23 protein-coding genes are annotated in these 22,230 nt (G+C 65.5%); 8 read left to right on the top strand and 15 right to left on the bottom strand.

From position 1 onward, the window contains the following. Window positions 1–19 precede the first annotated feature (19 nt). From JOF28_RS14365 to JOF28_RS14355, 3 genes are read left to right on the top strand one after another with little or no spacing between them, the layout of a single operon-like run. On the top strand, window positions 20–1,285 hold the full coding sequence (locus tag JOF28_RS14365; protein ID WP_209706615.1) for a magnesium transporter MgtE N-terminal domain-containing protein: 1,266 nt from the start codon (window positions 20–22) through the stop codon (window positions 1,283–1,285). Further along, entirely contained in the window at window positions 1,282–1,872 is a 591-nt protein-coding gene (locus JOF28_RS14360) for a DUF1003 domain-containing protein (protein WP_209706613.1), read from the top strand. Before JOF28_RS14365 ends, JOF28_RS14360 begins: the two co-directional genes overlap by 4 nt. Further along, window positions 1,856–3,007 carry an Mrp/NBP35 family ATP-binding protein gene (locus JOF28_RS14355; RefSeq protein ID WP_209706611.1) on the top strand — a complete coding sequence of 384 codons (1,152 nt, stop codon included), beginning with the start codon at window positions 1,856–1,858 and terminating at the stop codon, window positions 3,005–3,007. Before JOF28_RS14360 ends, JOF28_RS14355 begins: the two co-directional genes overlap by 17 nt. A 115-nt stretch (window positions 3,008–3,122) precedes the next feature. On the opposite strand, the gene JOF28_RS14350 is transcribed toward JOF28_RS14355, so the two are convergent. Then, complete coding sequence (locus tag JOF28_RS14350) at window positions 3,123–3,482, bottom strand: twin-arginine translocase TatA/TatE family subunit (RefSeq protein WP_209706609.1); 360 nt, start codon at window positions 3,480–3,482, stop codon at window positions 3,123–3,125. Between the two features lie 152 nt (window positions 3,483–3,634). On the opposite strand from JOF28_RS14350, the gene JOF28_RS14345 reads away from it, so the two are divergent. Continuing rightward, window positions 3,635–4,267 carry an O-methyltransferase gene (locus JOF28_RS14345; RefSeq protein ID WP_209706607.1) on the top strand — a complete coding sequence of 211 codons (633 nt, stop codon included), beginning with the start codon at window positions 3,635–3,637 and terminating at the stop codon, window positions 4,265–4,267. Between the two features lie 66 nt (window positions 4,268–4,333). Here the strand turns inward: JOF28_RS14345 and JOF28_RS14340 are convergent, their stop codons facing one another. Continuing rightward, window positions 4,334–4,504, bottom strand: coding sequence for a DUF3117 domain-containing protein (locus JOF28_RS14340; protein ID WP_209706605.1), 171 nt, complete (start codon window positions 4,502–4,504; stop codon window positions 4,334–4,336). 104 nt (window positions 4,505–4,608) lie between these two features. Beyond that, a complete protein-coding gene (gene dapE / locus JOF28_RS14335; protein WP_209706603.1) occupies window positions 4,609–5,706 on the bottom strand; it encodes a succinyl-diaminopimelate desuccinylase in 1,098 nt (365 codons plus the stop codon). A 37-nt stretch (window positions 5,707–5,743) separates the two neighbouring features. On the opposite strand from dapE, the gene dapD reads away from it, so the two are divergent. Beyond that, complete coding sequence (gene dapD, locus JOF28_RS14330; protein WP_209706601.1) at window positions 5,744–6,700, top strand: 2,3,4,5-tetrahydropyridine-2,6-dicarboxylate N-succinyltransferase; 957 nt, start codon at window positions 5,744–5,746, stop codon at window positions 6,698–6,700. 88 nt (window positions 6,701–6,788) lie between these two features. Here dapD and JOF28_RS14325 read toward each other — a convergent pair whose 3' ends face one another. The 6 genes from JOF28_RS14325 to JOF28_RS14300 all read right to left on the bottom strand — a co-directional run bounded on the left by JOF28_RS14325 (window position 6,789) and on the right by JOF28_RS14300 (window position 14,511). Continuing rightward, the gene (locus JOF28_RS14325; protein ID WP_209706599.1) at window positions 6,789–8,087 is read right to left on the bottom strand and encodes a citrate synthase; all 1,299 of its coding nucleotides are present in this window, start codon (window positions 8,085–8,087) and stop codon (window positions 6,789–6,791) included. Between the two features lie 153 nt (window positions 8,088–8,240). After that, window positions 8,241–9,353 (bottom strand): succinyldiaminopimelate transaminase, encoded by a 1,113-nt coding sequence (gene dapC / locus JOF28_RS14320; RefSeq protein ID WP_209706597.1) that lies wholly within the window; start codon window positions 9,351–9,353, stop codon window positions 8,241–8,243. Between the two features lie 5 nt (window positions 9,354–9,358). Next, on the bottom strand, window positions 9,359–9,679 hold the full coding sequence (gene fdxA, locus JOF28_RS14315) for a ferredoxin (protein WP_209706595.1): 321 nt from the start codon (window positions 9,677–9,679) through the stop codon (window positions 9,359–9,361). 78 nt (window positions 9,680–9,757) lie between these two features. Beyond that, window positions 9,758–12,298 (bottom strand): glycoside hydrolase family 65 protein, encoded by a 2,541-nt coding sequence (locus JOF28_RS14310; RefSeq protein ID WP_209706593.1) that lies wholly within the window; start codon window positions 12,296–12,298, stop codon window positions 9,758–9,760. Further along, window positions 12,295–12,999: an HAD family hydrolase gene (locus JOF28_RS14305; RefSeq protein WP_209706591.1), complete on the bottom strand. Its 705-nt coding sequence runs from the start codon at window positions 12,997–12,999 to the stop codon at window positions 12,295–12,297. The genes JOF28_RS14310 and JOF28_RS14305 overlap by 4 nt, the downstream gene beginning before the upstream one ends. 93 nt (window positions 13,000–13,092) lie before the next feature. Further along, a complete protein-coding gene (locus JOF28_RS14300; RefSeq protein ID WP_209706589.1) occupies window positions 13,093–14,511 on the bottom strand; it encodes an FAD-dependent oxidoreductase in 1,419 nt (472 codons plus the stop codon). A gap of 52 nt (window positions 14,512–14,563) precedes the next feature. On the opposite strand from JOF28_RS14300, the gene JOF28_RS14295 reads away from it, so the two are divergent. Continuing rightward, window positions 14,564–14,977: an ArsR/SmtB family transcription factor gene (locus JOF28_RS14295; RefSeq protein ID WP_209706587.1), complete on the top strand. Its 414-nt coding sequence runs from the start codon at window positions 14,564–14,566 to the stop codon at window positions 14,975–14,977. After that, window positions 14,974–15,399: an arsenate-mycothiol transferase ArsC gene (locus JOF28_RS14290; RefSeq protein WP_209706585.1), complete on the top strand. Its 426-nt coding sequence runs from the start codon at window positions 14,974–14,976 to the stop codon at window positions 15,397–15,399. The genes JOF28_RS14295 and JOF28_RS14290 overlap by 4 nt, the downstream gene beginning before the upstream one ends. Before the next feature lie 32 nt (window positions 15,400–15,431). On the opposite strand, the gene JOF28_RS14285 is transcribed toward JOF28_RS14290, so the two are convergent. The 4 genes from JOF28_RS14285 to argC all read right to left on the bottom strand — a co-directional run bounded on the left by JOF28_RS14285 (window position 15,432) and on the right by argC (window position 19,468). Then, window positions 15,432–16,223 carry a hypothetical protein gene (locus JOF28_RS14285; protein WP_209706584.1) on the bottom strand — a complete coding sequence of 264 codons (792 nt, stop codon included), beginning with the start codon at window positions 16,221–16,223 and terminating at the stop codon, window positions 15,432–15,434. Continuing rightward, entirely contained in the window at window positions 16,201–17,103 is a 903-nt protein-coding gene (gene argB / locus JOF28_RS14280; RefSeq protein WP_209706582.1) for an acetylglutamate kinase, read from the bottom strand. The genes JOF28_RS14285 and argB overlap by 23 nt, the downstream gene beginning before the upstream one ends. Window positions 17,104–17,164: 61 nt before the next feature. Continuing rightward, window positions 17,165–18,322: a bifunctional glutamate N-acetyltransferase/amino-acid acetyltransferase ArgJ gene (argJ, locus tag JOF28_RS14275; RefSeq protein ID WP_209706580.1), complete on the bottom strand. Its 1,158-nt coding sequence runs from the start codon at window positions 18,320–18,322 to the stop codon at window positions 17,165–17,167. Between the two features lie 78 nt (window positions 18,323–18,400). Further along, window positions 18,401–19,468, bottom strand: a complete 1,068-nt coding sequence (gene argC, locus JOF28_RS14270) for an N-acetyl-gamma-glutamyl-phosphate reductase (RefSeq protein WP_209706578.1) — start codon at window positions 19,466–19,468, stop codon at window positions 18,401–18,403. A 159-nt stretch (window positions 19,469–19,627) separates the two neighbouring features. On the opposite strand from argC, the gene JOF28_RS14265 reads away from it, so the two are divergent. Further along, window positions 19,628–19,948, top strand: coding sequence for a putative quinol monooxygenase (locus JOF28_RS14265; protein WP_209706576.1), 321 nt, complete (start codon window positions 19,628–19,630; stop codon window positions 19,946–19,948). A 212-nt stretch (window positions 19,949–20,160) separates the two neighbouring features. Here JOF28_RS14265 and JOF28_RS14260 read toward each other — a convergent pair whose 3' ends face one another. Together JOF28_RS14260 and JOF28_RS14255 are read right to left on the bottom strand one after the other, a co-directional pair. Continuing rightward, a complete protein-coding gene (locus JOF28_RS14260) occupies window positions 20,161–20,937 on the bottom strand; it encodes an enoyl-CoA hydratase (protein WP_209706575.1) in 777 nt (258 codons plus the stop codon). A 121-nt stretch (window positions 20,938–21,058) separates the two neighbouring features. Next, window positions 21,059–22,189: a bifunctional 2-methylcitrate synthase/citrate synthase gene (locus JOF28_RS14255; protein ID WP_209706573.1), complete on the bottom strand. Its 1,131-nt coding sequence runs from the start codon at window positions 22,187–22,189 to the stop codon at window positions 21,059–21,061. Between the last annotated feature and the right edge of the window lie 41 nt (window positions 22,190–22,230).

Genomic DNA, 22,230 nt, shown 5'->3' with positions numbered 1-22,230 from the left:
AAAACGGTATCTTAGGAACGTGACTACATCGAGGGTGTTTGTGGGACGCCTCGCTGGCCGCGGCGTCTTTGATCCGGTCGGCGATCGCATCGGCAAGGTGCGCGACGTACTGATGGTTTTTCGAGCGACCGGGGCACCCCGCGTCGTCGGTTTGATCGTCGAAATTCCCGGTAAACGCCGGGTGTTCGTGCCGATCGGCCGCGTGACCTCGATCGGCTCAGGTCAGGTGCTGACGACTGGTCTCATTAATGTGCGCCGGTTTGAGCAGCGCGGCGGTGAATCGCGCATGATTGCCGAGCTGATCGGGCGGATGGTGCATCTGACGCCCACCGTGCCGGGCACGGTGGCCGTGCAGGCGCGCATTGAGGACGCCTCGATTGAGCGCAGCCGCTCGGGCGAGTGGTTCGTCACCGAACTGTTTGTGCGGCTCAATAAGCCCGCCGCACCGTTCGCCCGCGCCGAGTCACGCATCGTGCAGTGGTCTGACGTGCAGCTGCCCACTACGACCCCCGGGTCGCGTTCAGCCGAGCTGCTCATCCAGACGCTCGTCGATCTGAAACCGGCCGACCTCGCCGAAGCGCTGCTCGAACTCCCCCAGCCCCGCATGCACGAGGTCATCGGCGAGCTCCCCGATGACCGCGTCGCCGACGCCCTCGAAGAGATGAGCGAGCCCGATCAGCTCGCCATTCTCGCCGTGATCCCCCAGGCCCGCACCGCCGATGTGCTCGACCACATGGAACCCGATGACGCGGCCGACCTGATCTCAGCTCTGCCCGCCGCCACCGGCGAAGAACTGCTCGACCTGATGGAGCCTGAGGAAGCCGAAGACGTACGCCGGCTGCTCGAGTACGACGCCGACACCGCCGGTGGCCTGATGAGCCCCTCACCGATCGTGCTCTCGGGCGAATCGAGCGTCGCCGAGGGTCTCGCGATGATTCGTCGCGCCGAAATTCCGCCGGCCATGGCCTCGGCCGTGTACGTCACGCATCCCCCCTTCGAAACACCCACCGGCGAGTACCTGGGCATGGCGCATTTCCAAAGCATGCTGCGGTACCCGCCCCACGAACGACTCTCTTCCCTCATCGACGCCGAAATGGAAGCGGTGCCGGTGAGCGCGAGCGCCGCCGAAGTGTCACGCAGGCTCGCCAGCTACGACCTCGTGGCGATGCCCGTGGTTGATGCGCAGCAGCGCCTCGTCGGCGTCGTCACAGTCGATGACGTGCTTGATCACCTGCTGCCCGACGACTGGCGTCACGCCGACGACGAACCCGAGGCCACGGCATGAGACTCTTTGGCAGGCGCACCGAGAACCAGTCGCTCGCGACCCCGCTCGGCGCACGCGCGGCCTCACCGCGCAGCGAATCGCGCGCTGATGCCCGAGCGCTCCCCCGCAATGAGCAGTTTGGGCGCTGGACCGAACGCATCGCGCGCGGCATGGGCACCCCCATCTTCTTGCTGGCGCTCACGCTCATGTGCGTGGCCTGGATCCTGTGGAACACGCTCGGCCCCACCGGCTGGCGCTTCGACTCCGCCGCCCTCGGCTTCACCGCCCTCACCCTGATCCTGTCGCTGCAGGCGTCGTACGCGGCCCCCATGATTCTGCTCGCGCAGAACCGCCAAGACGACCGCGACCGCGTGCAGATCGAGCAAGATCGGCAGCGCGCAGAACGCAACCTCGCCGACACCGAGTTCCTCGCCCGCGAGGTCGTCGCGCTGCGCCTCGCGCTGAAAGATCTTCCCGACCGCGAGTTTCTGCGGCAGGAGCTGCGCTCACTGCTCGCCGAACTGGCCGAGGATCCGGATCCCGCGCCGTCCCCCACCCACCCGAAGGCTCGCCCAGCCGCTGAAGGAACCGATGTCTCTCCCCATTGAAACCGCCATTCTTGAGTCGCTGTCGCGCGTGCAGGATCCCGAAATTCTGCGCCCCATCACTGAGCTCGGCATGGTCGGCCAGGTGGCCGTTGATGAGGCCGGTCACGCGAGCGTGGGCATCAGCCTGACGATCGCAGGCTGCCCCGCGGCCCGCAAGATCGAGGCCGATGTCACGGCGGCCGTCGCCGGCACCCCCGGCGTCACCGGCACGTCGATTGACGTCGGCGTGATGACGAGCGAGGAGCGCGCGGCGTTTGTGAAGCTCGTGCGCGGCGACCGCGAGGCCCGCCCGCAGCAGTTTGGGCCCGACTCCCTGACCCGGGTGATTGCGGTGACAAGCGGCAAGGGCGGCGTGGGCAAATCCTCGCTCACCGCGGGGCTTGCGGTGTCGCTCGCGGCGCAGGGCCTCAGCGTCGGCCTCGTTGACGCCGATATCTTTGGGTTTTCGATTCCGGGCATCATGGGTCTCAGCCGTGATGGCCAGGTCGCCCAGCCCAGCCGCGTCGACGACATGATCGTGCCGCCCGTCGCGCACGGCGTCAAGGTAATTTCGATCGGCATGTTTTTGGGCGACGCCGACCCGCGCAAAACCGCGGTGTCGTGGCGCGGCCCCATGCTGCACCGCACCATCGAACAGTTCTTGCGCGACGTCTGGTTTGGTGACCTCGACGTGCTGCTGCTCGATCTGCCGCCGGGGACGGGAGATGTCGCCATCAGCGTCGGCCAGCTGCTGCCGCAGGCCGAGGTGCTCGTTATTACGACCCCGCAGGAAGCGGCGGCAGATGTTGCGGTGCGCAGCGCGCTCGTCGCGAGGCAAACCGGCCAGCGCGTCATCGGTGTCATCGAGAACATGGCCGGTCTCGTGCAGCCCGATGGCAGCATCATCGACGTCTTTGGCTCGGGCGGCGGGCAGCTCGTCGTCGAGCGCCTGAAAGATACCGAGCACCCCGACGTGCCGCTGCTGGGCAGTGTGCCGCTCAGCCCCGCCTTCCGCGAAGCCGGTGACGCAGGCGACCCCGCCGTACTCACCCTGCCTGACGACCCCGCAGCGCGCACCGTGCGCGAGCTGGCGGGCGCCTTGGCAGTGTCGGGCCGTGGCCTGGCCGGGCGCAAGCTCGGCCTCAGCGTGCGCTAGGAACGTTCACGCGGCCCGTTCGCTGAGCCGGAGCTGAGCGCTTACAGCTGAGCAGCTTCTGGCGCGCCGTCGGTAATGCCGCTCGGCGTAATGCCGCTCAGCGGCGCTGCCGGGCTTAGGTGGCTTCGTCGTCGTACTTGAGTGTGCCGTCGCCCGCGAGGGCTTCGCGCTCGCGCCGTGCTTCGGCGACCCGCTCTTTGCGGGCTTCGGCGCGGGCTTCGCGCTCATCTTCGACGAGGGCGTCGCGAATGATGCGTCGCGGGTCGTACTGGCGGGGATCGAGCTGGCGCCAGTCGACGTCGTCGAACTCGGGGCCCATCTCGTCACGCAGCCGGTCTTTCGCGCCGTCGGCCATGTGCTTAATGTTGCGCACGAGGTCACCGAACTTCTTGGCGTAGGCCGGAATTCGTTCTGGACCCAGCACAAACATGGCGATCACCAGGATCACCAGTATCTTTTCAAAGTTGAGGCCCATTCCCCTCATCGTATCGCGCCGCGCCCGTTTCTTGGGAATCCCACGCGTACACGCGCACAACCCTCTACGCTAAGAAGCAAAGCACCCAGCACGCGACCGCTTCACGGACGCCTGCCCCGACGCGGTGGTGCAGAGAAAGGCCGGAGGGACCATTGAGCAAGATCGAGCGCAACTGGCAATTTGCGGAGCAATACCCCACTGAGACTGAGCCGATCGTTGCCGCGCGCAGACTGTCGCTCGAGTTGGGCATCGAACCCGTCAGCCGGTCAACCGCGGCACACCTCTCGGGGTACGCCGCAGTCATGCGCGCCTCTGCGATCTGCGAGATTGGCACCGGTGTGGGGGTCAGCGGCCTGTCGCTGCTGCGTCACGCCCCGCAGGCCACGCTCACCTCGATCGAGATCGAGCCCGAGTTTCTGCGCGAGGCACGCGCCACGTTCGTCGGCGCTGGCGTTGCGGCTTCACGGCTGCGCCTCATCGAGGGCGATGCCCGTCACGTCATGCCGCGCCTCAACCTGGCGGCGTATGACATCGTGCTCATCGACGCGAACCCCGAGCAGCTGCTCGAACACTTTGAGTATGCGCTGGGCGTCACCCGCCCGGGCGGGGTTGTCGTCGTGCCCGGCGCGCTCGGCCACGGCCGCGTCGCCGACCCCGCGGCGCGCGACGAGGCCACGCAGGCGATGCGTGATTTGCTCGCCATTGTTGCCGAGTCGCCCGCTATCTCTCCCGCGCTTTCGCCCGCCGGTGATGGGCTGCTCACCGTGGTGCGGTTGGACGCGTAACCTCAGCTAGACGAGAAAGGGCCCGAGATTCGAAATGAATCTCGGGCCCTTACGCTGTCAAGGGGATTAACCGTCGAGCACCGCGGCAAGTACATCGCGCAGCTCAGCCGCTTCGTCGTTATTGACAGAAACGACCAGCCGGCCTCCGCCTTCAAGGGGCACGCGCACTACGATTACTCGGCTTTCGCGCACCGCTTCCATGGGACCGTCCCCAGTCCTCGGTTTCATTGCAGCCATGACGCCTCCTCGCATTTTTGGTGGTACATTTCTATTTTAGCTGGCGCCGTCTGACAACCGCTAACCCGCGCGTCATACGGCGGCGTTTTGCGAACCTAATTTGTTTAGTTCAACCACGAACGCAGCGCTTTTTCGGTCTCCACGATCTGCATGGGCGACACTCGTTCGTCATCTGCGTGCGCGAGTGACGCGTTGCCCGGGCCGAAGTTCACTGCCGGAATACCGATCGCCGCGAACCTCGACACGTCGGTCCAGCCAAATTTTGCGGTGGGAGTTTGCCCCACCGCCGCCACGAACCGTTGCACGAGCGCCGCGTCGAGACCGGGCCTTGCACCCGGCGCAAGATCAACGATCTCCACTTCGTCTGCGGCCGACAAAAATTCGCGCACGAACGCGCTGGCGTCGTCGGCCGAGCGGCTCGGCGCGAACCGGTAGTTCACTTCAACGGTGCAGCGATCTGGAATCACGTTGCCGGCGATACCCCCCTCGATGCCCACGGCGTTGAGCCCCTCGCGGTATTCGAGCCCGTCAACCACAATGCGTTCGGCCTCGTACGCGCTGAGTTTCTCGAGCAGGGCCCCTGCGCGATGAATCGCGTTGACCCCCATCCAACTGCGCGCGGAGTGCGCGCGCGTGCCGTGGAAGGTCGCACGGGCCCGCAGGGTGCCGTTGCAGCCGCCCTCGATGGTGCCGTTTGACGGTTCACCCAGAATCGCGAAGTCAACGTCGAAGAGTTCGGGGTGCGCCCGCATCACTCGGCCCAGCCCGCTGAGGTCTGACGCCACCTCTTCATGGTCGTACCAGACCCACACGAGATCGACCTCGGGCTCGGTGAGCTCGACGGCGAGCAACAGCTGCACCGCGACACCGGCCTTCATGTCGACTGTGCCGCGGCCCCACAGCATCGGCTCACCCGTCGCCGGATCCGGAGCTTCCCAGGTCGGCAGATTCTCGTTGATCGGCACCGTATCGAGATGGCCCGCGATCGCGACGCTCTGGGCGCGGCCCAGCGTCGTGCGCGCGATGATCGTGTCACCGTCGCGCAGCACCGTCAGGTGCGGGGCCTGTGCACGCAGCAGCGCTTCGACGGCGTCGGCGATGCGGCCCTCATCGCCCGACACCGAACTGATGTCACACAGCTGCCTGGTGAGCGAGACTGAGCCTTGGCTGGGATCAAGTGGGAGGTGCGAAGATGCGCTCATGCGTTTAAGAATAGCGCGCGCGTTTACGATAGAGGTTATGACACATTCGAGGTGGGCTTGGGCCCAGGGAATCACGACAATCGCAGCAGACGGCACCGCACTGGACGCCTGGTTTCCTGACCCCGCGCTGGGTCGTCGCCCCGCAGAAATTGACACCGCGATCATCCCCGCGCAGTTCGTTCCCCTCGTCGACAGCGACGACACCCTCGCCGTAGAAACTCAGTTTGTGAGCATCGAGATCGATCTCGATGCCGCGCCAGCATCGACCGCCGACGCCTACCTGCGCCTGCACCTGCTGTCGCACTGCCTCGTGCAGCCCAACTCCATCAACCTCGACGGCATCTTCGGCCAGCTCCCCAATGTGGCCTGGACCACCGCGGGGCCGATGCTGCCCAGTGAGTATGCCGCACGCCTGCCCGTGCTGAAGCGCGCCGGCGTCACCGCGGTGGGCGTCGACAAGTTTCCCCGCCTCACCGACTACGTCGTACCGCAGGGCGTGCGCATTGCAGACGCCTCGCGTGTGCGCCTCGGCGCACACCTCGCCCCCGGCACGACGGTGATGCACGAGGGCTTCGTGAACTTCAACGCGGGCACGCTCGGTGCGTCGATGGTCGAGGGCCGCATTTCGCAGGGCGTAGTCGTCGGCGCGGGCTCCGACATTGGCGGTGGCGCATCGATTATGGGCACGCTCTCGGGCGGTGGCACCGAGCGCGTCACCATCGGGGCACGCGCGCTGCTCGGCGCGAACTCGGGCATCGGTATCTCACTCGGAGACGACAGCGTTGTTGAGGCGGGTCTCTACATCACCGCGGGCACGAAGGTGCTGCTCCCCCGCGGCACCGAAGAGTCGGCTGGTGCCCCCGCCGAGGTGAAGGCGCTCAGGCTCTCGGGCGTCGCGAACCTGCTGTTTCGCCGTAATTCGGCCACGGGCGCGGTCGAGGCGCTGCCCCGCTCTGGGTCGGGTGTGACTCTCAACGCCGCGCTGCACGCATAACCCGCAGCACGAACACAAAAGCGGTTGAGGCCCGAGAGGGTCTCAACCGCTTTTGTGTGTCCCAGCTCAGCTGGGGTGACCGCTGTGGTTAGCGGTTCAGGTGACGCTCGGGTGACCCGATGTACAGCTGCTGCGGGCGGCCGATCTTGGTCTGGCCGTCTTCACGAGCCTCGCGCCACTGGGCGATCCAACCGGGCAAGCGGCCGATCGCGAAGAGCACGGTGAACATGCGCGTCGGGAAGCCCATTGCCTTGTAGATCACGCCGGTGTAGAAGTCGACGTTGGGGTAGAGCTTGCGCTCCTTGAAGTAATCGTCGTTCAGCGCGATCTGCTCAAGTTCCATCGCGAGCCCGAGCAGCGGATCGCTGACTCCCAGCTCTTCCAGAACCTTGCCGGCGCTCTCGCGCACGATGCGCGCACGCGGATCGTAGTTCTTGTAGACGCGGTGACCGAAGCCCATGAGCTTCACGCCGTCTTCCTTGCGCTTGACCTTCTCAACGAAGGTTTCAACGCTCTGGCCCGAGTCGCGAATCTGCGCGAGCATATCGAGCACGGCCTCGTTGGCGCCGCCGTGCAGCGGGCCCGAGAGTGCGTTAATGCCAGCTGACACCGACGAGAACATGTTCGCGCCGGTCGAGCCCACGAGGCGCACCGTCGACGTCGAAGCGTTCTGCTCGTGATCGGCGTGCAGGATCAGCAGCTTGTCGAGGGCATCGACGAGCACGGGGTTCATCTCGTATGACTCAGCCTTGTTGCCAAAGTTGAGGCGCAAGAAGTTCTCGACGAAGCCGAGGTTGTTGTCGGGGTACAGGAAGGCCTGACCGATCGACTTCTTGTGTGCGTAGGCTGCCAGCACGGGAAGCTTGGCGAGCAGACGGATCGTGTTGACCTCAACGAACTCGGGCACGTTCGTGTCGAGCGAGCTTTCGTAGTAGGTCGACATCGTCTGCAGGCCGCCCGAGAGCACAGCCATCGGGTGTGCGGTGTGCGGCACAGCCTCGAAGTAGTAACGCATGTCTTCGTGCAGCAGCGTGTGCCGACGAATCTCGTTGTTGAATGCGTCAAGCTGGTCGGGTGTCGGCAGCTCGCCGTAGATCAGCAGGTAGGCGACCTCGATGAACGAGGACTTCTGTGCCACCTCTTCGATCGGGTAGCCGCGGTAACGAAGAATGCCTTCGTCGCCATCGATGTAGGTAATCTTCGATTTCGTCGATGCAGTATTCACAAAGCCGTAGTCGAGCGCCGTCAGGCCGCTCTGGCGCGTGAGAGTACTTACGTCAATCGCGGAGTTACCGTCCACCGATTCCGAAATGGGAAACTCTGCGGTCCCACCAGGGAACGTCAGCTTCGCTGCCGCCTGTCCCTGGCTCTGAGTCGAATCAGTCACGTCGTCTCCTCGTGAGGTCTCATTTGGGGCTGGCTATCGGGTACGATGCCGCCGCTCCTATTACACTATCGGCTCTTGTTGAAACCGACGAACGCATTCACGTGCGATCACGTCCAACGTCTAGATTATCTTGACGTCGAACAAAATGTCGACTTAGGTCGTCATCGATTGCGCGCGCATGCGTGCTGCCGCCGCCGCAATGTCTGCGTCGGTGGCGGTGATGGCGAGGCGCACGTGCTGCGGTGAATGGTCACCGTAAAACACGCCTGGCCCCGCAAGGATGCCGATCTCGGCGAACTCAGCGATGCTTTCCCATGCGTCGACGCCGCGCGTTGCCCACAGGTACAGCCCCGCTTCGCTGCCATCGATTCGGTATCCCATTGATTCCAGCGCACCCTGCAGTTGCGCGCGTCGCGCCTCGTACTTGGTGTACTGCTGCGCAACGTGCAGCTCATCTCCGAGGGCCGCGACCATCGCCCGTTGCACGGGCCCCGGCTGCATCAACCCCGCGTGCTTGCGCACGGTGAGGAGTTGGGAGATGAGGGCGGCGTCACCGGCCACAAACGCGGCGCGGTAGCCGGCCAGGTTCGACTGCTTGCTGAGCGAATACGCACTCAGCACGCCGGTGTGGTCGTCGCCAACGACCCGCGGATCAAGAATTGAGGGCACGCCCTCAGATTTCCAGGGCTCCTGCCACGCAAATTCGGCGTAGCATTCGTCGCCAACGATAACGGCGCCTAGCTCGCGGGCGCGGCTCACCGCGGCGCGCAACGCCTCAACATCAAGCACCCGACCATCGGGGTTCGACGGCGAGTTCAGCCACACCAGGCGGGTGTTCTCGGGCCACTCGGCCGGTTCGTCTGAGGCGATGGCGTCGGCGCCCACGAGCGCGGCGCCCATCGCATAGCTGGGATAGGCAACGCGGGGAAACACGACGGCTTCGTCTTTGCCCAGGCCCAGCAAGAACGGCAGCAGGGCAACCAGTTCTTTTGAACCGATGGTGGGCAGCACCGCGTCAGCTGCGACCGTGACACCGCGTCGCCGCAGCATCCAATCGGCGATCGCGGCTTGCAGCTCGCTCGTGCCGGCGGTCGCCGGGTACCCGTGGGCGTCAGATGCGACGCCGAGGGCGCGCTGCACTGCCTCAGGAGCCGCGTCAACCGGTGACCCGATCGACAGGTTGAGCGCCCCCTCGGGGTGCTCGGCCGCACGCTGTGCGTACGGCGCCATGGCATCCCAGGGGTAGTCAGGCAGTGCTCCGCGCATCGGGATCAGGCGCCCTGGGGCGGCAGCACCGCGATCACCGGGTGATCGAAGGTGTAGATGCCGACCTTGGCGGCGCCACCGGGCGAACCAATTTCGTCAAAGAACTCGACGTTGGCCTTGTAGTAGTCAGACCACTCGCCGGGCAGATCATCTTCGTAGTAGATCGCTTCAACGGGGCATACCGGCTCGCACGCACCGCAGTCGACGCACTCGTCGGGGTGAATATACAGCGACCGTTCACCCTCGTAGATGCAGTCAACCGGGCATTCGTCGACGCATGCGCGATCCTTCACGTCCACACACGGAAGAGCGATTACATAGGTCATGAGGCCCGCCTTTCACTCGGAGCGCGGCAATTGCCCGCGCACCCACCCATCTTACTCGCGCCGTTGCTGCGCCCTCACTCAGTCGGGGTGGCGCGTCGGAATCACCGTGGTGACCGGCGGCACCTCGGCCGAGAGCGTATGGATCACGCCGGTGTCGCCCTCGCGCGGCAGCATGCCGGCAGAGAGGCCGGTAAATGTGCCCAGATCGGGGCCCTGATCAGTGAGTTCCACGACCCTCGGCGCGCCGGGAGCGACGCGCGCTTCCTCGCCCCGCACGTGCACCGTGACCTCGGCGTCGCCGCCCGTCACCTCGAATACGATGCGGTCGGTGGTGAGGGTGACGCCGAGCGTGGCCCCGTGCCACGCCAGCGAGAAGCTGAGCGAGTTCCAATGCTTGGGCAGGCGCGGGTCGAACGACAGCTTGCGGCCGGCGTCACGCATCCCGGCGAAGCCTTGCACGAGCATCATCCACACGCCGCCAGCAGAGGCCACGTGCACACCATCTGCCGAATTGTGGTGCAGATCGTCGAGGTCCATGCGCAGCGCGTGATCGAAGTATTGGTAAGCGAGATCGGGGTACCCCACCTCGGCCGCCATGATCGACTGCACCACCCCTGAGAGGGTGGAGTCGCCCGTGGTGAGCGCGTCGTAGTACTCGAAATCGCGCTGTTTCTCGGCTCGCCCGAATTCGTCGCTGGCGAGCAGCAGCGCAAGCACCACATCGGCTTGTTTCAGCACCTGGAAGCGGTAGATCACGAGCGGGTGAAAATGCAACAGCAGCGGTTTTTGCTCGGCCGGCGTGGCCGCCAAATCCCACACCTCACGCTCAAGAAAGTGGGCGTCTTGCGGGTGAATGCCGAGCTCTTTGGAGTAGGGAATCGCCATGCCGTCGGCGGCGCGCTCCCACTCAAGAATTTCACTGAGACTCAGGCCGAGTCGCGCGTTCAACACCGCGTACCCCTCGGGGGCCTCTTCGGCGAAGCGCCGCGCGATCTCTGCCGCGAAGCGCAGGTTGAACCGTGCCATCGTGTTCGTGTACAGATTGTCGTTCACCACGGTGGTGTACTCATCGGGCCCGGTGACGCCGTGAATGTGGAAGGTGTCGACGCCGCCCGCATCTCGTCGCCAGAATCCCAGCGAGTGCCACAGCCGGGCGGTCTCGATGGCGATGTCACTGGCTCCCGTGGCGAGGTATTCAAAATCGCCTGATGCGGCAACGTAGCGCGCGAGCGCATAGGTGACGTCGGCGTTCAGGTGATACTGCGCGGTGCCCGCGGCGTAGTAGGCACTCGCTTCCTCACCGTTGATGGTGCGCCAGGGAAACAGCGCCCCGTCTTCGTTGAGTTTGGCCGCGCGTTTGCGTGCGTGCGGCAGCATGCGTTCGCGCGCACGCAGCGCGTTGCGCGCCCACAGCGGTGTCGTATAGGTCAGAAACGGCAGCACATAAATCTCTGAATCCCAGAAATAGTGGCCGCTGTACCCCGAACCACTCAGTCCCTTGGCCGGGATCCCGCGGCCGTCGGCGCGCGCCGACGCCTGCGCAAGCTGCAGCAGATTCCACCGCACCGACTGTTGCACCCCGGGCTCGGCATCGACCTTCACGTCACTGCGGCTCCAAAAGCTGTCAAGAAATGCGCGCTGAATGTCCCAGCGCTGCTCAGCGGGCTCGGCGCGCGCCTGCGACAGCGTGTGCGCGCAGCGGTCGACCAGCTCGGGCAGCGCCGCCGTGGTCGACGAGTGATAGGCCACCGTCTTCACCAGCTTCACCGTCACACCTGCCTGCGCCACACCCTGAAACACGTGCCGTACGCGGTCGGGAGCACGCTCGGTGCTGCGTCGCCAGGCCTCGGTTGCCGGGGCGTCGCCCGCATCGAAATCGTGGTCAACGCCCACCCCCAGCGTCATGCCCGAGTTCGTCACTCGATAGCTCAAGATGCTGCGGCCGCCGACGTGTTCGGCCGGCCCCGGCTGCAAAATACGTTCGGTGAGCTGCTCACTCTTGCGCGGGTCGGCGAGGCCGTCGGCCGGCGCGGGCTGTTCAGTGCTCACCCGCCCCAGGTCTTGCCGGTTGAGCAGCAGGCTCGAGATCGTGACCTCAGCATCGGCATCAAGCACGGTCACCCGCATCTCGATCGTCACGAGGTGCCGCGCACTGAATGACACCATGCGCCGCGTTTCCACGCGCACGCGCTTGCCAGTCGGCGTCAGCCACAGCAGCGATCTCGTGAGCGTGCCCGCGCGCATGTCGAGGATGCGGGTGACATCGAGAATGTCTGCCGAGCTCAGGTTGAGCCGTTCGTCATCGACGTAGATCCGGATGGTTTTTGCATCGGGAACATTGACGATGGTTTGGCCTTGCTCGGCGAAACCGTACGCGTTCTCGGCGTGCTGAATGCGCCAGGTTTCGTGAAACCCGTTGATAAAGGTGCCGTGGCTGCCCAGCGGCAGCCCCTCTTCGTGATTGCCACGCAGCCCCAAATAACCGTTGCCGAGCGAGAACAGCGTCTCATCTTGGCCTGCGAGATCCGGATCAATGCCGTGCGACACCAGCCTCCATGGATCGTCGCCGAAGTCACGTTTCAGTTCGTTGATCGGCCCCCCAAAGGCGTCACTACTCATCCCACCAGCTCCCCTAGATCTGCCACTACGTGATGTGCGCCGGCGCGTTCGAGCGCTGCGCGCCCGGCCCCCCGGTCGACGCCCACCACCAAACCGAACCCACCTGCGCGGGCCGCGGCCACCCCTGATTCTGCGTCTTCGTACACCACGATGTTCGCGGGCGCGAGCCCTAAGAGTTCGGCACCTCGCACAAACGTATCGGGCGCGGGCTTGCCGGGCAACCCTTCTTGGGCCGCCCGTTCACCATCGACAATGGCGTCAAACCGTGCGAGAATACCGGCCGCGCGCAGCACCGCATCGGCGTTGCGCGAGCTCGACACGATGGCCATGGGCTTATGGGCCACCGTGAGCTGATGCATCAGCTGCAGCGAGCCGGGGTACGCTTCGATGCCATCGCGTTCGAGCAACTCGGCGAAGCGCTGGTTTTTCAGATTGCCGACCCCGGCGATGCTGCTGAGCCCCACGTCGCCCGACGCCCCATCGGGGAGTTCGATGCCGCGGGCCGCGCACAGCGTGGCCACCCCAGCAAACCGTGGCAGACCGTCGAGGTACGAGAAGTATTCTTCTTCGCGGTAGGGGGCGAGCCCCAGCTGCGTGAAAAGTTCATCGAATGTTTCGCGCCAAGCGCGGCGATGCAGTATTACCGTGGGGGTAATCACCCCGTCGAGATCGAACAGGTGGGCATCAAATCCGTTGATCACGGGCGGTCCTCCTATAGGTCACTACTCGTGAGGCTACGCCCTTTCGAATGCGGCTAGCAAGACTTGTATCGCCCGATCCGATGCGGTAGGGCGCTAGTTTTGCTGCTCTTCAGCCACCAACTCGGCATGCCCGTGCAGGGTGCCCGTGGCAAATCCGATGGTGATGGGTGCTGGCGGGGCTGCGCAGCAGCTTTCGGCGGCTTCGGTTACTACCGGGAGATCGCAGGAACCCCCAAGGTCGGTGGAACACACCCCGGTTTCGGGGAGCTCGAGCTCAACTTGGTCTGCTGCGGCGCGATCCCCCGCAAGGAATGCCGCGATCGAGCGGACCTGTTCGTAGCCGGTGGCCATGAGGAACGTGGGAGCACGGCCGTAACTCTTCATGCCCACAATGTAAAAATTCGGCTCGGGGTGCGAGAGCACGCGTTCGCCGTGGGCCGTCACCGTGCCACAGCTGTGGAACTGCGGGTCAATAAGCGGGCCCAGTTCTCGTGGCGCTTCGACGATCTCGTCTATGTCGAGCCGCAGCTCTGACAGCAGCGAGAGGTCAGGCCGAAACCCGGTCGCTGGGACCACGAGGTCGACTGCAAGGTGTCGGCCGTCAGCGAGCGACACCGTCACCTGCTCCCCCGCGGTAAGCGAGACCACCGAGGCATCTTCCACGATGGTGATGTCGCCGTTTTCGACGAAGCGGCGCAGGCTGATGCCGAGTTGGCCGCGCGCGGGGAGTTCATCGGCGTTTCCGCCGCCGTAGAGCCGCACGGGGTTTGCCTTCGCGCGCAGCCCCCAGAGCACGGTGGTGTCGGGATCACGCTGGCGCAACCGGCCCAGGCTGATGAGGGTATTCGCTGCCGAGTGCCCGGCCCCCAGCACGAGCACCGTTTTACCGGCGAATGCCACGGTGTCGCTCCCCAGCGGGTCAGGCAGGGGCGAGGTGATGCGCCCCAACTCTCGCGCCGTGGCTTCGCCCAGAGCAGGAAGCCCCGAACGGCCCACCGGGTTGGGCTGGCCCCAGGTTCCTGAAGCGTCAATCACTGCACGGGCGACGAGGTCAGTCACGCCCGATTCTGTTTCAGTGCGTACGAGAAAGAGTGATTCATCGCGGCCGACTGACCGGGTTTTATCGACCCCGCTGCCATCGGGCTGCACTCGGCTGATGCCGGTCACCCGGTGGCCATAGCTGATGTGCGTAGACAATGCGGGATGCGCCGCCAACGGCGCCAGGTACTCGCTCACCAGCTCGGCCCCCGTGGGGAGACGAGTCGCTCGCGGCGCCTGCCACTGGGCGCTGTACCCCGGCACCTGCGTTTCGAGCAACCTGCGTGCCGCGGCATCGATGTTGTACTGCCAGGTCGAGAAGAGTTTGATGTGGCCCCACGATTGCACGGCCGCGCCTACGCCTGCACCCGCTTCAAGTACGCGCACCTCTTGGCCCCGCTCAAGCAGGTGTGCGGCGGCGGCGAGGCCGACGGGACCTGCGCCAATAATGATGACGGGGTGGGTATCGCTCACGATGAAAAGCTCCTCGGATTACTAAATATCGACAACCTTCGATGCGTTCAGTATGATTGAAGACATCGAAGTTTGTCAATATGCCGGATCGGCCAGAATAAGTGAGGTGAGGCGCGTGACCTCGTACGCTGCCACCGCTGCCCCCTGTTGTGTTCCTGCACCAGGCCAGGGCTCCCTGCAGGTACCTGATGCCGAAGCTCTCGCCGCACGGTTCAAAGCACTATCTGATCCCAGTCGCTTGCGCATCCTGTCGCTGGTGTCCAGCAGCACCGAAGCCGAAACCTGCGTCTGCGACCTTGCTGAGCCGCTGGAGCTCGGGCAACCCACGGTCTCGCACCACCTGAAAATCTTGGTGGACGCGGGCCTGCTTTCCCGCGAAAAGCGGGGTGTTTGGGCGTATTATTCAATCGTTCCAGGTGCACTAGATTCACTGGCCGCAACACTGACCCCGAAGGCATCATCATGAACGCTTCTGCCACGACTTCTCGCCCCGCCGTGTTGTTTGTCTGTGCCAAGAACGGCGGCAAATCACAAATGGCCGCGGGTCTCATGACACTCGAGGCCGGCGACGACATCACCATAACCTCGGCCGGCACCAAGCCTGGTGACGCCATCAATGCACTGTCTGCGGAGGTGCTGCTCGACCTCGGAGTCGATATCAGCGAGCAGGTACCCAAGCCGCTCACCGAAGCAAACATGCGAGCGGCGGGGCTCGTGGTGGTGCTGGGCACCGAGGCCCAGGTACCCGAGGTCGAGGGTGTGCAGGTTGAGGTGTGGGAGACCGATGAGCCGAGCCTGCGCGGCATCGAGGGACGCGAGCGGATGGAACTCGTACGCGACGACATTCACGCCCGGGTGCGTGCGCTCAAGGCCCGACTACTCGGATAGGCGATAGCTCTCGCTGCTTCGTCGGTGAACGCTTAGCCCGAAATCAGCGGACCGGCGAGCAAGGGGCCGGTAAGCAGCGGACCAGCAAGCATCGGGCTCGTAAGGGCTGCACCCCAGCTCGCCACGAGCAGCACGGGGCCAAAGGCAAGGTCTCGTGACCGGCGCAGCAGCGCGATCACTCCGGCCACGGTGAGTGCGCCCATGAGCCACACAGGCAGCAGGAACCAGACCGCCTCGGGCTGCATCCAGGCCGGCAGAAACGCGGTGGCGGGTGTCAGCTTCACGTCTCCCGCCCCCACGTGCGCGGGCCACAGTAGCCAGGCGCCCAGCGCAACGGCCGCGAATGTGAGCGCGGCGGCCCAGCTCAGCGCGAGTTCGCCCGGGATCCCCCACAGCAGCGACACGGCGCTGAGCGGCACGACGAGCGCCGCCGTCGCCCACAGCACCACCGTGTTGGGCAGCCGCCGCTCGCGCACATCGGCGACGATCAGCCAGGCCGTGCCCACTCCAAACAGGGCGAAGCTCAGCACCACGATGGCGAGGCCCGCCGGCGCCTCGAGCCACGCCGTGGTGCTGGCGCCGCCGAAGGTGCCACCAGCAAGCCCGCTCGCCTCTGCCGCCGTGCGGTGAGACACCTCCGCCCAGGTAGCCAGCGCGCCCAGCAGCCCAGCCAGCACTGCGCCCAGCACCCCGCCGACCGCGAGCCAAGCTGGCGCGGCGCGCGGGAGCCGCGCGAATTCGGCCGCGAAGCGGCCTGATCCGGGCCCGAAGTCAGGCCCAGATCGACGGGAGTTGCCCGCGTTAGGGCGTGATCTCCGTACCAATGCCGTCTTCGGTGAAGATTTCGAGCAGCACGGAGTGGGGTTCGCGGCCGTCGATGATCGCGGCCTTTGAGACGCCGCCCTGCACCGCGTCGAGGCAGGCGCGCATCTTGGGGATCATGCCCGATTCGAGGCTCGGCAGCATCTGCTCGAGCTCGGCGGCGGAGAGTGACGAGACGAGCGAATCGCGGTCGGGCCAGTTGGCGTAGAGCCCGGCAACGTCGGTGAGAATGACGAGTTTTTCGGCGCCGAGCGCGGTCGCGAGGGCGCCAGCTGCGGCATCGGCGTTCACGTTCAGCGAGTCGCCGGGGCGATCGCGGTCGGGGGCGATCGACGACACCACGGGAATCAGGCCCGCGTCAAGCAGCGCGAGCACGGGGGCCACACGCACATCGACGACGTCACCCACGAGGCCCAGATCGACCATTTCGCCGTCGACCTCTATGGGATCGCGGCGGCGGCCCACGAACAAGCCAGCGTCCTCTCCCGTTGTGCCCGCGGCGAGCGGACCGTGCGCGTTGATCTCGTCGATCAGCTCGGGGTTCACCTTGCCGGTGAGCACCATGCGCACCACGTCCATCGTCTCGGGCGTCGTCACGCGGTAGCCGCCCTTGAACTCGCTCTCGATGCCGAGCCTTGCGAGCATCGCGTTGATCTGCGGGCCGCCGCCGTGCACCACGACCGGGCGAATGCCCGTGTGACGCAGGTACACCACGTCCTCGGCGAACGCCTTCAGCAGCGCCTCGTCGACCATCGCGTTGCCGCCGAATTTGATCACCATAATGCGATCACGAAACTTCTTCAGCCACGGCAAAGACTCGATGAGCACCTGCGCCTTAGCCTTAGCCTGGGTGTGATCGAGGGTGTGGGTGGTGGTGCTCATCGTCGTCTTCCGTGTTTTCCCGGGCGTTCAGGCCCGATCGGTGTGCGTGGGGTGACGAGCGTTAGCTCGAGTACGCGCTGTTCTCATGCACGTAGTCGTGCGTGAGGTCGTTCGTGCGAATCGTGACGGTGTGCTCGCCCGAGAACAGGTCGAGCATCACGTGGGTGCGACGCGGGGTCAGGTCGCAGTCTTCGACGGGGCGATCGGGGGCGCCAGCGTGGCACAGGCGCACACCGTTGAATGAAACATCGACCTGGTAGGGGTCGAAGGCGGCCTCGGTAGTGCCGATCGCAGCGAGCACGCGACCCCAGTTGGGGTCGTTACCGAAGATGGCGGCCTTGAACAGGTTGTTGCGGGCGATCGAGCGGCCCACCTCCATGCCATCTTCGATGCTGGCGGCGCCGCGCACCTCGATGTCGATGTCGTGGCTGGCACCCTCAGCATCAGCCTGCAGCTGGCTCGCGAGGCTGTCGCAGACCCCGGCCAGGGCGGCAGCGAACTCGGCCTCGTCGGGGGTGACCCCGCTGGCACCGCTGGCGAGCAGCGTCACCTGGTCGTTGGTGGACATGCAGCCGTCTGAATCGAGGCGATCGAAGCTGGCACCGGTCGCCACGCGCAGGGCACGGTCGAGGGCATCGCCGTCGAGCAGCGCGTCGGTCGTGATGACGACGAGCATGGTCGCGAGGCCGGGGGCCAGCATGCCGGCGCCCTTGGCCATTGCGCCGATCGTCCAGCCCGCGCCCTCGTGCACCTCGGTCTTTTCGACCGAGTCGGTGGTGAGGATCGCGGCGGGGGCCGTCGTGTCATCGCTGCTCAGCGCCGCGGTCAGCTGCGGCACGTTGTTGACGATCTTGTCGCGGAACGTCTGGTCGCCCGTGCCAATGAGGCCGGTCGAGCACACGAGCACATGGTCGGCAGTGGGATCCTGCAGCTCGCGTGCAACGGCCTCAGCGGTGAGCTTCGTCGTCTCGTACCCAAAGTCTCCGGTGAAGCAGTTCGCCCCGCCCGAGTTCAAAATCACCGCGCGCACTGGCCCGTTCTGCGCCACCTTGCGGCTCCACAGAATGGGGTTGGCCTGGGCACGGTTCGTGGTAAACACGACGGCGCTTGCGGGCGCGGGCCCATCATTCACGACGAGTGCCAGGTCAGGCTTGCCGGTGCTCTTGAGCCCGACGGCGATGCCTGCTGAGCGAAAACCCTGCGGGGTGGTGACAGTCACGATGCTTCTTTCTTTGGGTGGTGCAGATTGTGGGGGCTGTTGCGGTGCCGGTGCCGGTGGCTGTGCCGGAGCCGCGGGTTACGGTGCGACGCCGTCGACGCTGAGGCCGGTGATCTCGGGCAGGCCCAGCGCAATGTTGGCCGACTGGATCGCGGCGCCCGCGGTGCCCTTGGCAAGGTTATCGAGGGCGGCCACCACGATCACGCGGCCCACCGCCTCATCAACAGCGATGCCGATCAGGCAGGTGTTGGCGCCGAGCGTGTCTGCCGTACGGGGGAACACGCCCTCGGGCAGCACGTGCACAAACGCTTCGTCGGCGTATGCGGCCTCCCAAGCGGCGCGCACCTCGGCCGCCGTGGTGCCGGGCACGAGCTTGGCCGTCGAGGTGGCCAGAATGCCACGGCTCATCGGTACGAGCACGGGCGTGAAACTGATGGTCGGCTCCTCGCTCGCACCAGCGCCGCGTAGTGCCTGCTGAATCTCGGGGATGTGACGGTGGGTGCCGCCCACGGCGTACGGGTTCGCCGTGCCCATGAGTTCAGCCCCGAGCAGGTGCGTCTTCGCGGCTTTCCCAGCACCGCTGGGGCCCACGGCGAGCACCGACACGATGTCGGTCGCTTCGATCACGCCAGCGGCGATGCCGGGGGCCAGTGACATGGCCACCGTCGATGCGTTGCAGCCGGGGGCTGCGATCCGGGTCGCTCCAATAAGCGCGTCGCGCTGCTTGGTCAGTGACGACGCAGCGCCGTTCGCGGCCACGATCAGCTCGGGGACGCCGTAGGTCCAGGCTTCGTGGTGCTCACCGCCGTAGAACTTCGCCCAGTCGGCGCTGCTCGTGAGGCGGTGATCGGCGCCGCAGTCAACGGCGAGGCGCACATTGGTGAGCTGCGCGGTGAGCTCCCCCGATGCGCCGTGAGGCAGCGCGAAGAACACGATGTCGTGTCCGTCGAGCACCTCAGGTGTGGTCGCCTGCAGCGTCAAATGCGCGAGTGAGCGCAGGTGCGGCTGCGATTCGATCAGCGGTCGGCCCGCGCTCGAGTGCCCCGTCACCGTGCGCACCTCGAACTCGGGGTGCCCAGCAAGCAGCCTCAGCAGCTCGCCTCCCGCATAACCTGAGGCTCCCGCAACTGCAACGCTGTAAGTCATCGACGGCTTCTCCATTCTCGGAGCCGATCAGGCATCCGCACACGCAACTTTCACTATTCTGGCACCTTCACGCCATTAGGCTAGAACTCACGACTGCTGCAACGGTGCCGAGTCACTCATTATTGGCCGTTTCGGCCCTGAATCAAGAGGAACCTCAAAATGTATTTCATCGTTGTTAAGTTCACCGTCAAGCCCGAGAGCGTCGAGAACTGGGCCGAGATCGTGCGCCCGTTCACCGAGGCCACCCGCGCCGAAGCCGGCAACCTCTGGTTCGACTGGTCACGCAGCCTCGAGACCCCCAACGAGTTCGTACTCGTTGAGGCGTTCACCGAAGATGGCGCAGGCCCCCACGTCAACAGCGCACACTTCGCTGCTGGTCTCGACGCGATGCGCCCGCACCTGCTGTCAACCCCCAAGATCGTGTCGCGTCAGGTTGACGGCGAGGGCTGGGACGCCATGGGCGAGCTCGCCATCGACTAAGTTCGACCGCTACGGCAAAGGCCGCGCCCCTCGCGTGAGGGGCGCGGCCTTTGCCGTTTTGTGCCTGCGTGCGCACATGTCGTGCTGGTTGACCCAGAAACAGATTTTCGCCTAGAAACAGATCGAAACCCTAAGTTTCGTCTGCCCTCAGTCAAATCTCTGACCGTAGACAAATCGCGGGCCGCGGCGCATGTCTCAACGGCCCCAGCGAGCTAGCGGTGCGTGAAGTTCGCCGCGCGCTTCTCTTGGAACGCGCGCATGCCTTCCTTCTGGTCGTCGGTGGCGAACGACGCCGCAAACGCGTGGCGCTCGAACCGCAGCCCCTCGCTCAACGGCATCTCTTGCGAGGCCTGCAGCGCGTCTTTCGCTGCGTACACGGCGGGCAGCGACTTCGACGCGATCGTCTTGGCGACTTTGTGTGCTTCGTCGCGCAGCTCGGCCGCGGGCACCACGCGTGACACGAGGCCCGACCGCTCGGCTTCTTCGGCGCCCATCATGCGCCCGGTGAGCACCATTTCGGCGGCCTTGTACTTGCCGATCGCGCGGGGCAGGCGCTGCGATCCGCCAAAGCCAGGCAGCACCCCGAGGTTGATCTCGGGCTGCCCAAACTTTGCGGTGTCTGCCGCGAGAATAATGTCGCACATCATCGCGAGTTCGCAGCCACCGCCGAGCGCAAACCCGGCCACCGCCGCGATCACGGGGGTGCGCATCTGCACGAACCCGTCCCAGCTCGGAAACGGGCCGCCCAGGTACATCTCGGCGTACCCGAGTTCAGCCATCTCCTTGATATCGGCGCCGGCTGCGAAGGCCCGCTCCGATCCGGTGATCACAATCGCACCGATGCCGGGGTCGGCATCGAACCCCACAGCGGCCTCGATCAGCTCGGCCACCAGCGCACCGTTGAGCGCGTTGAGGGCTTCGGGCCGGTTGAGGGTGATGGTCGCGACGCGGTCGCTCACGTCGGTGATGATGCTGGTGTACTCGGTCATGTCGATCCTCTTTGCTCTCAAGATCCGTGAATCTTAACGCTACCGTGCGGGAGGCGTCACAGGCAGTACCCGCGGGCAGGTGCCGCGGGTACTGCCTGTGACGCCGCGGCACCGCGGGGCGTTACGCCCCGGCGACGTGCCGCTCGTCGACTCCGTTGTATGCAGACAGGGGCCGGATCAGCGCATTCGCCGCCGCCTGCTCCATGATGTGCGCCGTCCAACCCGTCACGCGCGCCGCGATGAACAGCGGGGTGAAGATCTCGGTGTCGAAACCGAGCAGGTGGTAGGCGGGGCCCGACGGGTAGTCGAGGTTGGGGTAGATCCCCTTGCGCGCCACAAAGTCACGCTCGAGTTCGGCGTACAGCTCGGCGAGATCGGGGCGACCCGACTCGGCCAGCAGCACGTCGAGCGCGGCCTTCATCGTGGGCACGCGCGAGTCGCCCTGCTTGTAGACGCGGTGGCCAAAGCCCATGATCTTGCGCTTCTCGGCGAGTGCCTTGTCGAGCCACGGGGTAACGTTTTCTGCGGTACCGATCTCGGTCATGATGTGCATCACGGCCTCGTTTGCGCCGCCGTGCAGCGGGCCCTTGAGTGCGCCGATGCCGCCAACGACCGCCGAGTAGAGGTCGGAGGTGGTCGAGGCGATCACGCGGGCCGTGAACGTTGATGCGTTGAAGGAGTGCTCTGCGTAGAGCACCATCGATACGCGGAACACGTCGATCGCGGCCTTCGACGGCAGCTCACCAAACGTCATCCAGAGGAAGTTTGCCGAGTAGTCAAGGTCGTCGCGGGGCTCAATGGGCTCGAGCCCGCGGCGGCGGCGCTGCACCGCAGCCACAATGGTGGGCAGCTGCGCGAAGAGGTAGATTGAACGGCCCAGGTCGAGGTTCGCGTCGGTCCAGCCGCCGGGCTGCCCCAGCGTTTCGTCGAATGTGCCGAGCTGGCTGACCGCGGTGCGCACCAAATCCATGGGGTGCGCAGACACGGGCATCGTTTCGAGCAGCGCCTTGGTGCGCTCATCGAGGGGGCGCAGCGCACGCTCCTGCTGTTCGAACTCGGCCAGCTGCGCGGGCGTCGGCAGTTCGCCGTGCCACAGCAGGTAGGCGACGGCCTCGAACGGCTGCGTTGCAGCCAGCTCCTGCACGGGATACCCGCGGTACAGCAGGCTGTTGGTCTCGGGGTTAACCTTTGAAACGGCGGTGTAGTCGACAACGACGCCCGCCAGGCCCTTCTTAATGTCTTGCTCTGCCATGATTGCTCCTTTGCATGCGGCTGCGATGGTGCGATGTTTCG

The organism is Leucobacter exalbidus, assembly GCF_017834145.1.
GTDB lineage: Bacteria > Actinomycetota > Actinomycetes > Actinomycetales > Microbacteriaceae > Leucobacter > Leucobacter exalbidus.
The sequence above is the reverse complement of the archived record's forward strand: the minus strand, read 5'-3'. Positions and strand labels throughout refer to the sequence as shown.

Bases quoted from the DNA above. Each gene is read 5' to 3' on its own strand.
- JOF28_RS14360 (WP_209706613.1), top strand. From the start codon at position 1,282: ATGAGACTCTTTGGCAGGCGCACCGAGAACCAGTCGCTCGCGACCCCG.
- JOF28_RS14355 (WP_209706611.1), top strand. From the start codon at position 1,856: ATGTCTCTCCCCATTGAAACCGCCATTCTTGAGTCGCTGTCGCGCGTG.
- JOF28_RS14350 (WP_209706609.1), bottom strand. From the start codon at position 3,482: ATGGGCCTCAACTTTGAAAAGATACTGGTGATCCTGGTGATCGCCATG.
- JOF28_RS14340 (WP_209706605.1), bottom strand. From the start codon at position 4,504: ATGGCTGCAATGAAACCGAGGACTGGGGACGGTCCCATGGAAGCGGTG.
- dapE (WP_209706603.1), bottom strand. From the start codon at position 5,706: ATGAGCGCATCTTCGCACCTCCCACTTGATCCCAGCCAAGGCTCAGTC.
- dapD (WP_209706601.1), top strand. From the start codon at position 5,744: ATGACACATTCGAGGTGGGCTTGGGCCCAGGGAATCACGACAATCGCA.
- dapC (WP_209706597.1), bottom strand. From the start codon at position 9,353: ATGCGCGGAGCACTGCCTGACTACCCCTGGGATGCCATGGCGCCGTAC.
- fdxA (WP_209706595.1), bottom strand. From the start codon at position 9,679: ATGACCTATGTAATCGCTCTTCCGTGTGTGGACGTGAAGGATCGCGCA.
- JOF28_RS14310 (WP_209706593.1), bottom strand. From the start codon at position 12,298: ATGAGTAGTGACGCCTTTGGGGGGCCGATCAACGAACTGAAACGTGAC.
- JOF28_RS14295 (WP_209706587.1), top strand. From the start codon at position 14,564: ATGATTGAAGACATCGAAGTTTGTCAATATGCCGGATCGGCCAGAATA.
- JOF28_RS14290 (WP_209706585.1), top strand. From the start codon at position 14,974: ATGAACGCTTCTGCCACGACTTCTCGCCCCGCCGTGTTGTTTGTCTGT.
- argB (WP_209706582.1), bottom strand. From the start codon at position 17,103: ATGAGCACCACCACCCACACCCTCGATCACACCCAGGCTAAGGCTAAG.
- argC (WP_209706578.1), bottom strand. From the start codon at position 19,468: ATGACTTACAGCGTTGCAGTTGCGGGAGCCTCAGGTTATGCGGGAGGC.
- JOF28_RS14265 (WP_209706576.1), top strand. From the start codon at position 19,628: ATGTATTTCATCGTTGTTAAGTTCACCGTCAAGCCCGAGAGCGTCGAG.
- JOF28_RS14260 (WP_209706575.1), bottom strand. From the start codon at position 20,937: ATGACCGAGTACACCAGCATCATCACCGACGTGAGCGACCGCGTCGCG.
- JOF28_RS14255 (WP_209706573.1), bottom strand. From the start codon at position 22,189: ATGGCAGAGCAAGACATTAAGAAGGGCCTGGCGGGCGTCGTTGTCGAC.